Raw genomic sequence first — 12,326 nt, 5'->3', positions numbered from 1 at the left:
ACCTGGGTACGCCTTGCCCAGACGGCGTAGGTGGGGGACGCTCGAAGGGTGACTGAGGAAACGATCCAACTGGAACTGGACGACTCGGGTCTCGCGCCGGGTCTCCCGACGCCGGCAAACCCCCGCGATCAGGTGCAGGACGTCCCCTATCGCCCCGTCGAGTTCCGCGATGACGATCTCCCCACCGCGCTGGAGCGGTGCTCCGCCTGGCTACGGCAGGCCCAGGAGTGGCTCGGCGAGCCGCTGGACGTCCTGGCCATTCACCTCGACTACGACGACCGCCAGGGCTCGCCGTACTACGACGTGAAGCTCCTGTGCAACGAAGAGGACCTGGCAGGCGTCCCGATCGCCATTCGCAACAAGAAGTAAGCAGGCCGAAGTACCGTCAAGGCCATCTCGCGGACATCCGGGAGGTGGCCTTGACGGCTTCTCGTGCCCTCAGCCCAGCGCCCCGCCGACCTTCACGTGTCCCTTGAGCAGGTTGCGCGCGATGGTGCGGCGCTGGATCTCGTCGGTGCCTTCGTAGATGCGCAGCAGCCGCAGCTCGCGGTACCACCGCTCGACCGGCAGCTCCCGCGTGTAGCCCATGCCGCCGTGGATCTGCAGGACGCGGTCGACGATCTCGTTGGCCTTCTGGCCGCCGTACAGCTTCGCCATCGACTGCGCGTGCCGCGAATCCATGCCCTGGTCGACCTGCCAGGCGGCGTTGAGCACCAGCCAGCGCAGCGCCTCGAGCTCGACGCCGGAGTCGGCGATCATCCACTGGATGGCCTGCCGCTCCGCGATCTTCTGCCCGAACGTCTCGCGGGTGTTGGCGTGCTCGATGGCCATCGAGATCAGCCGCTCGCAGGAGCCGATCGCGCGGGCCGGCAGCAGGTAGCGGCCCTGGCCGATCCACTGCATGGCCAGCTCGAAGCCGCGGCCCTCCTCGCCGAGGATCTGCGTTTCGGGCACCCGGACGTCCTGGAAGATCAGCGAGGCCGGGCCCCACTCGCCCATGGTGTCGATGTACTCGGACTTCCAGCCGGCCTCGCGGTCGACCAGGAAGCACGTGACACCGCCGTTCGCACCCTTCTCCGGGTCGGTGATGGCGAAGACCATGGTGAAGTCGGCCTCGTTGCCGCCGGTGATGAAGGTCTTCTCGCCGTTGATCACCCAGTCGGCGCCGTCCTTGCGGGCGGTGGTCCGGATGGCCTTCGCGTCCGACCCGGCGCCCGGCTCGGTGATCGCGAAGCACGACTTGCGCTCGCCCGAGATGGTCGGCAGCAGGTAGGTCCGCTTCTGCTCCTCGTTGGCGTGGAACAGGATGTTGTCCGCGGCACCGCCGAAGCGGAACGGCACGAAGGTCCGGCCGAGCTCGGCCTCGAGCAGCGCGGCCATGACGGCGGACAGGCCCATTCCGCCGTACTCCTCGGGGGTCAGGACGCCCCAGAAGCCGGACTCCTTCGCCTTGAGCTGGAGCTCCTTCAGCTCCTCGCCGGTCAGGCCGGGCTGGTGGGCACGCTCGCGCCGCAGGACCTCCTGCTCGAGCGGGATCAGCTCGCGCTGGACGAACGTGCGGACCCAGTCCCGCACTTCACGTTCTTCGACGCTGAGAGAGAAATCCATGGTGGGCTGCTCCTCCAACACGCTTTTGGGGGTCCAGGGGGCTCGCCCCCGGCCGGGGTCAGGGGCTCGGCCCCAGAAGACACAGGCACTGGCTAAGCGCTTGCTTACCCCAGCGTACCTCTTGGGTGCCGGGTTACCCCAGTCCTCGGCCGGAATTCGTGACAACGGCTCCCGCGCCCGGAAAGATCGGGGGCGTGATGGAGATCGTGGTCCGCTGGTCGTCGCCGTTGCCCGCCGAAGAGCGCTTCCTGCGCCTGCTGGACGACGTCGAGCAAGGCCGGTTCGAGGCGTACCGGCAGGAGGCGGACAAGCGGCGGTTCCTGACCGGCCGCGTGCTGGCGAAGACGGTCGCGGCGGAGCGGCTCGGCTTGGCCGCCGAGGCCGTGAAGTTCGACGCGACCTGCGAGGACTGCGCCAAGCCGCACGGGCGGCCGCGCGTCCCGGGCGCGGATCTGGCGCTGTCCATCTCGCACTCCGGCGACCTGATCGGCGTCGCGGCGACACCGTCGGTCCCGGTGGGCCTCGACGTCGAGACGGCGAAGCGTCGCGCGGACGACGGCCTGATCGAGTACGCACTGAGCCCGGCCGAGGCGGGACACCTCGCCGGCCTGGACGCGGACGAGAAGGCGGCGGCGTTCTTCGTCTACTGGACGCGCAAGGAAGCCGTGATGAAGGCCACCGGCAAGGGCCTGCGCATCCCGCTGCAGAGCATCACGTTCTCCCGCTACGACGAACCGGCCCGGCTGGCGTCGGCGGACGACCCGGCACTGGACCCGGCCCGGACACGGCTGGCGGACCTCAAGGCCGCGGACGGCTACCGCGCCGCCATCGCGGTGCTGACCACCGAGGAGCTGTCGGTCACCGAGGAACACTGGGTCCCACGGCTATAGTTACCGGCATGTCCATACCGGCGAGCACAAGTGAGCCGAGGTATCCCGCAGGCACGTCGCCGGCGACCATCAGGGCTGCCCTTCTGCCCGAGGACGTGCCGCGGTTCGACCAGGACTACCGGCGCGCTCTCGACATCGCCCGGGAGGCGCTGAGCCTCACGGACCTCGTCGAAACGCTGGAATCCTGGCGACGGATCGCGTGGAGCACCCAGGCCGACCCCGCCGCGCACCGGCGCATGGTGCAGGCAGCCGAGCACGCCCAGCACTCAGGGGAACCGCCTGCCGGGACCCGGTCGTGGAGCTCCCTCAAAACGGAGCTCGGCCTGTAGCTGTGGCGTACGACATCGAGGTGTACCCCGAGGTTCAGGAGCAGATTCGCGCATTGCCGAAGCAGGCGCTCCGCTCACTGGCCGAGGCCATCAGTGTGCTCGAACTGGTCCCAGGCAAGGGCGATCCCTACCACCGATCGAACCCGGAGGGCGCGATGCGCAACTTGACTTTCGGGCTACACGGGGAAGGGCTGATCACATATCTGATCCTGGAGGATCAGAATCGGGTCGACCTGCTTCGCGTCCTCTGGGCTACGTGAGCGAGTCCCCCAGCCCCATCGCCGTCAGGAGGGTCCGGAACTTCGCTGTCGTCTCGTCCAGCTCCGCCTTCGGGTCCGACGCCGGCACGATCCCCCCGCCCGCGTACAGCCGCATCGACGTCGACGCGATCTCCGCGCAGCGGATCGCCACCGCCCACTCGCCGTCGCCCGATGCGTCGACCCAGCCGACCGCGCCCGCGTAGTAGTCGCGGTCGAACGGCTCCAGCTCCTGGACCAGCTCGCGCGCGCCCTCGCTCGGGGTGCCGCAGATCGCCGGGGTCGGGTGGAGGGCCGCCGCGAGGTCGAGGACCGTGATGTCCGGGTCGGCCAGCTCGCCGGTGATCGGGGTGCGCAGGTGCCAGATCGCCGGCGTGGTGACCAGCTCCGGCGCGGCCGGGACGTCCAGGGTCCGGCAGAACGGCCGGAGCGCCTCGACGACGTAGTCGATCACCACGGCGTGTTCGAGCTGGTCCTTGCGGGACGCCCGCAGCGCCTCACCGTTGGCCCGGTCGGTCGCCGGGTCGGCCGAGCGGGGCATCGAACCCGCGTGGGGGCTGGAGAACACCGTGCGGCCGGTGCGGCGCACCAGCAGCTCGGGCGTGGCGCCGACCAGTGATCGTCCGCCGGGCAGCTCGGCCGCGTACGTGAAGTGCTGTGGATTGCCGACAGCCAGGTTGCGGACGATGCGTTCCGTGGGCACCGGCGAAGCGAACTCGAGGTCGAGGGCGCGGGCCAGAACGACTTTCCGCAGGTCACGCACGCGAAGAGCGTCGACGGCGGCTTGCACGGCCAGCATGTGCCGCTCGGGCGCGGGCACCGCGCGGACCCGCACGGGCGCCGGCAGGATCTCGCGGGGCAGCGAAGGCACCCCTTCGGACCGGTGGACGGTCCGGGGCACGACGAGGTGGCCCGGCACCTTCGTGTCGGGCCCGGTGTCGAACGGCAGGACGCCGACCGCCAGCGGGGCGCCGGTCTCGGCCAGGACACCGGGGATCGCCGAGGCGAGCCGCCGGGGGTCCGTCTCGGTGACGGTCCGGACGGTGCCCTGCGCGAGGAGTGCGCGCTGGGCCGTCGTGAACAGGAAGTCGCCACGCTGGTAGCGGGCGGCGAGGTCAGCCGGGGTCGCCGGACTGACCGCTCCTGGGGGGTCGGCTGGGGTCCGGGGCTCGGCCCCAGAAGACTCGGCGCTCACGTCTCCAGCGTCCCAGGCTCCGGGAGAACCGCGAGGGAAGTGTCACGAGCGACACTTCCCTCGCGGGAGCTCCTGGTGACGGCTACTTGAGCGCGTCGATGAGCGCCTCGCGCTGGCGCTCGCCCAGGCCGGCGGCGCGCCGGTCCGGGTCGATGCCGGCCTGCTCGAGCAGGGCGGCGACCTTCACCGCGCCGAGGCCGGGGACGGCCTTCAGCAGCTGGGTGACCTTCGTCTTCCCGATCGTCTTGTTCTCCTTGGCCTGCTTGAGCACCTTTTCGATGCTCTCCTTGCCGGACTTGATCGACGCGAGCAGCTCCGAACGCGCCTTGCGAGCCTCGGCCGCCTTGGCGAGTGCATCGGCGCGCTGCTCCGGAGTCAACGTAGGCAGAGCCAACGTAGTAGTCCTTTCCTCTCAGGTCTCCGCTTTCGCGGCCGACGGCTTTTCGGTGCGCTTGCTCCTGCAAGCGCTGGCCAGCCGTCTCTTACCACGGCCCCAGTAAACGCCACCGGCTTCGTGACCGTGCAACCGACACGCACTTATTACCCCGGGAGGTGATGCCGGGCAACCCGCTCCGGCCTGCGGAAACGCTCCCAAGAAGCGACGCGCGTGGCCTCACCCACCCGGAAGTGAAGCCTCCGCTACTCGTTCTGTTCGCACGCATTTCCTTGTCCATAAGGAAAAGCGGAAAAATTGATGATCTTGATCATCGCCGCGGCCGTCGCCCGATCGCGCGACGACCGTGACCGAACGGAGCCGTTGTCGACCATGCCCGCCTCACCCGATCCGCACTAGAGTCGGCGCAACCCCAGTTCACCGGCGAACGACCCCCGGGAGCGACCATGTTGAGCACCATGCAGGACGGCCAGCTGTCGCTGGCGAACCTGCTCCGCCACGGCACGTCGGTGCACTCGGCGAGCGAAGTCATCACCTGGACCGGTTCAGAAGCCCGCCGCGAGAGCTACGGCGACCTCGGCGGGAACGCGGCCCGGCTCGCGAACGCGCTCCGCGGGCTCGGCGTGACAGGTGACCAGCGCGTCGGCACGTTCATGTGGAACAACGCCGAGCACCTGGCCGCCTACCTGGCCGTCCCGGCGATGGGCGCCGTGCTGCACACCCTGAACATCCGGCTGTTCCCCGAGCAGCTCGTGTTCGTCGCCAACCACGCCGAGGACCACGTCGTCATCGTCGACGGCACGCTGGTCCCGCTCCTGGCGCAGCAGCTGCCGAAGTTCAAGACGGTCCGGCACGTGATCGTGGCCAACGGCGACGCCGCCTCCCTCCAGGCCCCGGACGGCGTCGAGGTGCACTCCTACGCCGAGCTGCTGGCCGCCCAGCCCGACACCTTCGACTGGCCGGACGTCGACGAGCGCTCCGCCGCCGCGATGTGTTACACGTCGGGCACGACGGGTGACCCGAAGGGCGTCGCCTACTCGCACCGGTCGATCTGGCTGCACTCGATGCAGGTCTGCATGACCGACAGCATGCGGCTCGCCCAGCACGACAAGGCGCTGGCGATCGTGCCGATGTTCCACGCGATGGCGTGGGGCCTGCCGTACGCGTCGCTGATGGTCGGCGCGTCACTGCTGATGCCGGACCGGTTCCTCCAGCCGGCGCCGATCGCCGCGATGCTCGCCGCCGAAAAGCCGACGTTCGGCGGCGCGGTGCCGACCGTCTGGCAGGGCCTGCTCGCCCACCTCGAAGCGCACCCGCAGGACATCTCGCACCTGCGCGAGGTCGTCGTCGGCGGCTCGGCGGTGCCGCCGTCGCTGATGCACGCGTTCCAGGAGCGGCACAACGTCCCGATCCTGCACGCGTGGGGCATGACCGAGACGTCGCCGCTGGGCAGCGTCGCCCGGCCGCCGGCCACCGCGACCGGCGACGACGTCTGGAGGTACCGCTACACGCAGGGCCGCTTCCCGGCGTCCGTGCGGGCGCGGCTGATCGGTGACTCCGGCGAGCCACTGCCGTGGGACGACGAAGCCGTCGGCGAGCTCGAGGTCCAGGGGCCGTGGATCGCGGCGTCGTACTACGGCGGCGCGGAGGTCGACCCGGAGAAGTTCCGCGACGGCTGGCTGCGCACCGGCGACGTCGGCCGGATCAGCCCGGACGGCTTCCTCACGCTGACCGACCGCGCCAAGGACGTCATCAAGTCCGGCGGCGAGTGGATCTCGTCGGTCGACCTGGAGAACCAGGTGATGGGCCACCCGGCGGTGGCCGAGGCCGCGGTCGTCGGCATCCCCGACGAGAAGTGGGACGAGCGGCCGCTGGTCGCCGTCGTGCTCAAGGAGGGGCAGACCGCGACACCTGAGGAGTTGCGCGAGTTCCTCAGCGACAAGGTCGCGAAGTGGCAGCTGCCGGAGAACTGGACGTTCGTCGACGAAGTGCCCAAGACCAGCGTCGGCAAGTTCGACAAGAAGCGGATCCGGGCGTCCTACTCAGAGGGAAAGCTCGACATCGCACAGCTCTAACCGGTAGATCTCCGGCGTGCCTTGAGTTCCGTGAATGGCACATTGAGGGACTCTATGTCCGTCAATGTGCCATTCACGGACCTACGCGGAGGAGTACTGGGGATGCAGCGGAACAGGCGGAGCTTTCTCGCGCTCGCGGGAGCGGGCGCGGTGAGTGCGGTAGCGGCGGCGTGCGGGTCGAACACCGGGCGGCAGGGTGACCCGCCGCCGTCGACGGCGTACTCGGCGGGCCCGCCGCCGTCGGACGCGCCGAAGGTCACGCTCCAGCAGTGGTACCACGCGTACGGCGAGGAGGGCGTCCAGGAAGCCGTCAAGCGGTACGCGGCGAACTACCCCGGCGCGGCCGTCACCGTGCAGTGGAATCCCGGCGACTACGACTCGAAGATCGTCACCGCACTGCAGAACAGCAAGGTGCCGGACGTCTTCGAGGCCCAGGTCAAGATCGACTGGGTGCGGCAGAACCAGGTCGTCTCGCTCGACGACGTCATCGCGCCGGTGAAGAGCGACTTCAGCCCGGCCGTGCTCGCCGCGCAGACCGTCGAGGGCAAGGTCTACGGCATCCCGCAGGCCATCGACACGCAGGTGCTCTTCTACCGCAAGAGCCTGCTGCAGGCGGCGGGCGTGCAGCCGCCGCAGACGGTCGACGAGCTGATCGACGCGGCCGCGAAGCTGACGAAGGACGGCGTCAAGGGCTTCTTCGCGGGCAACGACGGCGGCGTCGGCGTGCTCACCGGGCCGCTGCTGTGGTCGGCGGGGCTCGACTTCCTGAAGAACGGCAACCGCGAGGTCGGCTTCGACGACCCGCGCGCGGCGACCGCGCTCGGCAAGCTGCACACGCTGAACGCCAACGGGTCCCTGCTGCTCGGCGCGCCGGCCGACTGGTCGGACCCGGGCGCGTTCATCGACGGGCTCACCGCGATGCAGTGGACCGGGCTGTGGAACGTGCCGAAGATCCGCTCGGCGTTCGGCGACGACTTCGGCGTGCTGCCGTTCCCGCGCCTCGACGCCGCCGGCGCGCCGTCCGTGCCGGTCGGCGCGTACGGCGCGATGGTGAACGCCAAGAGCGCGCACGTCGCCGAGGCCAAGGCGTTCGTGAAGTGGCTGTGGATCGACCAGACGCAGAACCAGCTGGAGTTCGCGACGAAGTTCGGCTTCCACGTCCCGGCCCGGCAGAGCCTGGCCGGCCGCGCGGACAGCCTCAAGTCCGGCCCGGCCGCCGACGCCGCCCGGTTCGTCAAGGAGAACAGCCACCTCGTCGGCGGTCCGGTGTGGACGCAGCAGGCGAACACGGCGCTGTCCGACGCGGTCGCGAAGATCGCGAAGGAAGGAGCGGACCCGGTCGCGCAGACCAAGACCGCGGTCGAGATAGCGAAGGCCGAGCTGAAGCGCCTGTTCGGATGAGGCGCCGGGACGCGCGCGCGTTCTGGCTGTTCGTCGGGCCGTTCCTGCTGGGGCTGGCGATCTTCGCGTACCTCCCGATCGGCTGGAGCGCGTACCTGTCGTTCTTCGACGCGCGCAACACGGTGACGCCGACGGACTTCGTCGGGCTGGCCAACTACGGGCACATGCTCACCGACGAGCCGTTCCTGTCGAGCCTGGGCACGTTCAGCGTGTTCGCGCTGTTCATCGTGCCGCTGACGTTCGTGCTTTCCCTGGCACTGGCGCTCGGTGTCAACCAGCTGCGGTTCGCGCGGGCGTTCTTCCGGTCGGTGTTCTTCCTGCCGTTCGCGTGCTCGTACGTCGTGGCGTCGCTGATCTGGAAGACGTCGCTGTTCTCGGGGGTCCGCTATGGACTGGCGAACACGGTGCTTTCGCTGTTCGGGGCGGATCCGGTGGCCTGGACCGGGACGGTCGACCCGCCGTTGTACTGGGTCGTCCTGGTGACGGCGCGGCTGTGGCTGCAGCTCGGGTTCTACATGATCCTGTTCATCGCGGCACTGCAACGGATCCCGCAGCACCTGTACGAAGCCGCGTGGCTCGACGGCGCGAAACCGGGCTGGCCGGTGTTCCGGCACGTCACGCTGCCGCAGCTGCGCGCGACGGCGGTGGCGGTGCTGCTGCTCAACCTGATCAACGCGTACCAGGCGTTCGACGAGTTCTACAACATCATGGGCGACGCCCGCGGCTATCCTCCGTTCGCGCGGCCGCCCTTGGTCTACCTGTACTACACGTCCCTGGGCTCAGGTGGCCAGGACCTCGGCCGGGGCAGCGCGGGCGCGGTGATCCTGGCGTTGATCATCGCCTTGGCGACCCTGCTGCAGGGCCGGGTGCTCCGCTTCGGACGTGCGTCGTGAGAGCGTTCCTGCGCTGGACGGCGCTGGTCGTGGCGGCGGTGTTGTTCCTGCTGCCGTTCTACCTGCTGCTGCGCAACGGCCTGGCGTCACGTGCGGAGATCACAGCTCCACAGTGGACGCTGTTTCCGTCCACAGTGCACTGGGAGAACTTCTCTCGCTTGTTCTCTTTGGACGACGTCCCCTTCGCCCGGAGCCTGCTGAACTCCTTGCTGGTCACGACCTTGCAGACGGTCGGGCTGCTGGTGGTCTGCTCGCTGGCGGGGTACGGCCTCGCCCGGATCCCGTACCGGCATTCCAGGATCGTGTTCTACGCAGTGCTGGCGACGCTGATGATCCCGACGTCGGTGACGTTCGTGCCGAGCTTCGTGGTGGTCTCGACGCTCGGCTGGCTCTCCGACTTCCGCGGGCTGGTGATCCCCGGGCTGTTCAGCGCGTTCAGTGTCTTCCTGTTCCGGCAGTACTTCCTCGACTTCCCGCGCGAGCTGGAGGAGGCGGGCCGGATGGACGGACTCTCGCGGTGGGGCGTGTTCTGGCGGATCGTGGTGCCGAACTCACGAGGCTTCTTCGCGGCGGTCGCGGTGATCACGGTGATCGGCAGCTGGAACGCGTTCCTGTGGCCGTTGATCATCGCCCAGTCGCCCGACTCGTGGACGGTCCAGGTGGCGCTGTCGGGGCTGCTGACGGCGCAGAACCCGCAGCTGAACCTGCTGTTCCTGGCGGCGGCGGTGTCGATCCTGCCGATCGTGCTGCTGTTCGCGTTCCTGCAGCGGTACCTGGTCCGCGGGGTGACGGAGTCCGGTCTGCAAGGATGAGTAACGCGCGGGGGCCAGCTCGACGACTCCGCGATGAACGGACAGAAGTGGGTGCGGCGTGGCCAGTTATGACCCTTACCAGCCGGGGCAGCAGTTTCCTCCGCCGGTCGATCCCGCGTACCCGCCTTCGGCACCCATCCCGCAGTACGCGGTGCAGCCTTACGCGACGCAGCCGTACGCGGCGTACGGCGCGCAGCCGTACCCGATGCTGCGGACGAGCGGCCTCGCGGTGGCGGGCATGGTGATCGGCATCCTCGCGCTGATCGGCTTCTGGATCCCGATCGCGGACCTGCTGCTGGGCTTCCTGGCGATCGGCCTGTCGTGGGCCGGGATCGTCCAGTGCGGCAAGCCGGGCTACTCGGGCAAGGGCATGGCGATCGCCGGCCTGGTGTGCGGCATCATCGGCGTCATCCCCGCGATCGTGATCATGCTGTTCTTCTTCGGGCTCGCCGCGGCGGCCGGAGCGTGCGGCGTCGCCTGCTGATTTCGGGCCCCGGCCGCTGCTGACGACCTCTTCTGCCGCGGCACCGAAGTCATCCTCGACGGCCTCGCCCGGCGGCGGAAATGACCACGACCTTCGGCGGTACACCCCAACCCGACGCCCGTGACAAGGTGGATTGAACTGTCACGGCGAATATTTTTCACGTTCACCGTGCGTCCATCGCTGTCCGGCACTGTGCTGGGCAACCGACGACTGGGGAGCGAACAACCATGGCCGAACTCACCCGGCGCACCTTCGCCACCGCGGGCGCCGCCGGTCTCGGGCTCCTGCTGTGCACGCCCACCGCGAACGCCCTCGACCGCGCGCTGCGGCTCACCGCCACCCGCTCGGTCACCACCGGCGGCACCACCCTCGAGCAGGTCGCGACAGCCGTGAACGCCGGGCCGAGGTACAGCCGGCTCACCGGCGGCCCCGGCTGGCCGCTGGTGGTCCGGAGCGATCTCGCCGCCCCGAAGAGCGGGCGCGACGACCGGCGCCGTGCCCTCAGCTCCTTCGTGCAGTTCACCGACCTGCACATCACCGACGCCGAAAGTCCCGCGCGGTTCGAGTACCTCCACCCCTTCATCGGCTCCGCCCACCGGCCGCAGGAAGCGCTGGGCACCGTCGCGACCAGCGCGCTCGTCGAGCGGGTCAACAGCGTGCGCCAGGGCCCGTTCACCGGGCGCCCCTTCGACCTCATGGTCACCACCGGCGACAACACCGACAACCACGAGCTGATCGAGCTCGACTGGTTCCTCAAGGTCCTCAACGGCGGCAGCGTCACCCCGAACTCCGGCGACGCGAACGCGTACGAAGGCGTCCAGAGCTCCGGCAACGACGCGTTCTGGAACCCCGCCACCCCAGGAAACGACGCCTACTCAGCCAAAGGCTTCCCGCAGATCCCCGGCCTGCTCGAGGCGGGCACGAAGACGTTCACCGCGCCCGGCCTCGACGTTCCGTGGTTCTGCACCTTCGGCAACCACGACGACAGCGTCGTCGGCTCGCTGCCGGCGCACATCCCCGGCATCGACGCCTGGTACACCGGGAAGTACAAGGTCATCGGCAAGGACGAGAGCACCGCGAAGAAGCTCGCCGACGCCATCAGGAAGCCGGGTTCCAGCGTGCCCGTCGCCGAACTGTTCGGCGGTTCCGGCACCATCCGCGAGATCACGCCGGACGCGCGGCGGCGGCCGTTCGGCACCGGTGAGTTCGTCCGCGCGCACCTCGACGCCGCCAACACCGGCCCCGGCCCCGTCGGGCACGGCTTCACCAGCGCCAACGCCGACGGCCAGAACGTCTACTACACCTTCCGGATCGCCCCCGGCATCACCGGGATCAGCCTCGACACCACCACCGACGCCGGGTTCGCCGACGGGTCGATCGGCCTGGCGCAGTACTCCTGGGTCGAGTCGACGCTCAAGCGCAACAGCTCGGCGTACTACGACTTCTTCGGCCGCAAGGTCACCCACGCCGTCACCGACGAGCTGTTCATCCTGTTCAGCCACCACACCAGCGGCACGATGGGCAACGTGCTGCCCGACTCGCGCCACCCGCTCGACCCGCGCCTGGACGGCAACGCGTTCGTCGCGCTGCTCAAGCGGTTCCCGAACGTGCTGGCCTGGGTCAACGGCCACACACACCTCAACAAGATCACGCCGCACGCCGGGAACACGCCGCAGCAGGGCTTCTGGGAGATCAACACCGCGTCGCACGTCGACTTCCCACAGCACGCCCGGATCGTCGAGGTCGCGGACAACGCCGACGGAACGTTGTCGCTGTTCACGACGCTGATCGAGGCGGAGGCGCCGTACGCCGTGGACTACGGCGCCCGAACACCGCAAGCGCTTGCGTCGCTGTATCGCGAGCTGTCCTACAACGACATCCACACCGACCCGGGCCGGGTCGGCGCGCCGGAGGACCACAACACGGAGCTGCTGCTGGTGAACCCGCTCAGCTGAGGTTACGCCGCGGGTAATCGCCCGGCCGTGGAT

The 12,326-nt window shown here is 69.3% G+C and carries 13 protein-coding genes; 10 read left to right on the top strand and 3 right to left on the bottom strand.

All coding sequences use genetic code 11. The features are described 5' to 3' along the window. Positions 1 to 48 precede the first annotated feature (48 nt). Positions 49 to 369 carry a hypothetical protein gene (locus AB0M82_RS42115; protein ID WP_364734754.1) on the top strand — a complete coding sequence of 107 codons (321 nt, stop codon included), beginning with the start codon at positions 49 to 51 and terminating at the stop codon, positions 367 to 369. A 69-nt stretch (positions 370 to 438) separates the two neighbouring features. Here the strand turns inward: AB0M82_RS42115 and AB0M82_RS42110 are convergent, their stop codons facing one another. Next, positions 439 to 1,608 carry an acyl-CoA dehydrogenase family protein gene (locus AB0M82_RS42110; RefSeq protein WP_364734752.1) on the bottom strand — a complete coding sequence of 390 codons (1,170 nt, stop codon included), beginning with the start codon at positions 1,606 to 1,608 and terminating at the stop codon, positions 439 to 441. Between the two features lie 194 nt (positions 1,609 to 1,802). On the opposite strand from AB0M82_RS42110, the gene AB0M82_RS42105 reads away from it, so the two are divergent. Genes AB0M82_RS42105 through AB0M82_RS42095 form a run of 3 tightly spaced genes read left to right on the top strand, consistent with a single transcriptional unit; the run spans position 1,803 to position 3,087 of the window. Beyond that, complete coding sequence (locus AB0M82_RS42105) at positions 1,803 to 2,498, top strand: 4'-phosphopantetheinyl transferase superfamily protein (RefSeq protein WP_364734750.1); 696 nt, start codon at positions 1,803 to 1,805, stop codon at positions 2,496 to 2,498. Between the two features lie 8 nt (positions 2,499 to 2,506). Continuing rightward, entirely contained in the window at positions 2,507 to 2,827 is a 321-nt protein-coding gene (locus AB0M82_RS42100; RefSeq protein WP_364734748.1) for a DUF6247 family protein, read from the top strand. Positions 2,828 to 2,829: 2 nt separating this feature from the next. After that, positions 2,830 to 3,087 (top strand): hypothetical protein, encoded by a 258-nt coding sequence (locus tag AB0M82_RS42095; protein WP_364734746.1) that lies wholly within the window; start codon positions 2,830 to 2,832, stop codon positions 3,085 to 3,087. Here AB0M82_RS42095 and AB0M82_RS42090 read toward each other — a convergent pair. Continuing rightward, positions 3,080 to 4,279: an isochorismate synthase gene (locus AB0M82_RS42090; protein ID WP_364734744.1), complete on the bottom strand. Its 1,200-nt coding sequence runs from the start codon at positions 4,277 to 4,279 to the stop codon at positions 3,080 to 3,082. The two genes, AB0M82_RS42095 and AB0M82_RS42090, sit on opposite strands and share 8 nt — an antisense overlap. A gap of 82 nt (positions 4,280 to 4,361) precedes the next feature. Then, the gene (gene mihF / locus AB0M82_RS42085) at positions 4,362 to 4,673 is read right to left on the bottom strand and encodes an integration host factor, actinobacterial type (RefSeq protein ID WP_026468624.1); all 312 of its coding nucleotides are present in this window, start codon (positions 4,671 to 4,673) and stop codon (positions 4,362 to 4,364) included. 446 nt (positions 4,674 to 5,119) lie between these two features. Between mihF and AB0M82_RS42080 the strand changes: the two genes are divergently transcribed. The 6 genes from AB0M82_RS42080 (at position 5,120) to AB0M82_RS42055 (ending at position 12,293) form a co-directional block, all read left to right on the top strand. After that, positions 5,120 to 6,748 carry a long-chain fatty acid--CoA ligase gene (locus AB0M82_RS42080; protein ID WP_364734742.1) on the top strand — a complete coding sequence of 543 codons (1,629 nt, stop codon included), beginning with the start codon at positions 5,120 to 5,122 and terminating at the stop codon, positions 6,746 to 6,748. Positions 6,749 to 6,850: 102 nt separating this feature from the next. Further along, positions 6,851 to 8,149 carry a sugar ABC transporter substrate-binding protein gene (locus tag AB0M82_RS42075; RefSeq protein WP_364734740.1) on the top strand — a complete coding sequence of 433 codons (1,299 nt, stop codon included), beginning with the start codon at positions 6,851 to 6,853 and terminating at the stop codon, positions 8,147 to 8,149. Next, on the top strand, positions 8,146 to 9,042 hold the full coding sequence (locus AB0M82_RS42070) for a sugar ABC transporter permease (protein WP_364734738.1): 897 nt from the start codon (positions 8,146 to 8,148) through the stop codon (positions 9,040 to 9,042). Before AB0M82_RS42075 ends, AB0M82_RS42070 begins: the two co-directional genes overlap by 4 nt. A gap of 29 nt (positions 9,043 to 9,071) precedes the next feature. Beyond that, complete coding sequence (locus tag AB0M82_RS42065) at positions 9,072 to 9,854, top strand: carbohydrate ABC transporter permease (RefSeq protein WP_364734798.1); 783 nt, start codon at positions 9,072 to 9,074, stop codon at positions 9,852 to 9,854. A 58-nt stretch (positions 9,855 to 9,912) separates the two neighbouring features. After that, a complete protein-coding gene (locus AB0M82_RS42060; RefSeq protein WP_364734736.1) occupies positions 9,913 to 10,338 on the top strand; it encodes a DUF4190 domain-containing protein in 426 nt (141 codons plus the stop codon). A 227-nt stretch (positions 10,339 to 10,565) separates the two neighbouring features. After that, entirely contained in the window at positions 10,566 to 12,293 is a 1,728-nt protein-coding gene (locus tag AB0M82_RS42055; protein WP_364734734.1) for a TIGR03767 family metallophosphoesterase, read from the top strand. The last annotated feature ends 33 nt before the right edge of the window (positions 12,294 to 12,326 follow it).

It is taken from the genome of Amycolatopsis sp. NPDC051128 (assembly GCF_040682715.1).
Lineage (GTDB): Bacteria > Actinomycetota > Actinomycetes > Mycobacteriales > Pseudonocardiaceae > Amycolatopsis.
This window is presented reverse-complemented; position numbering and strand designations above follow the sequence as displayed.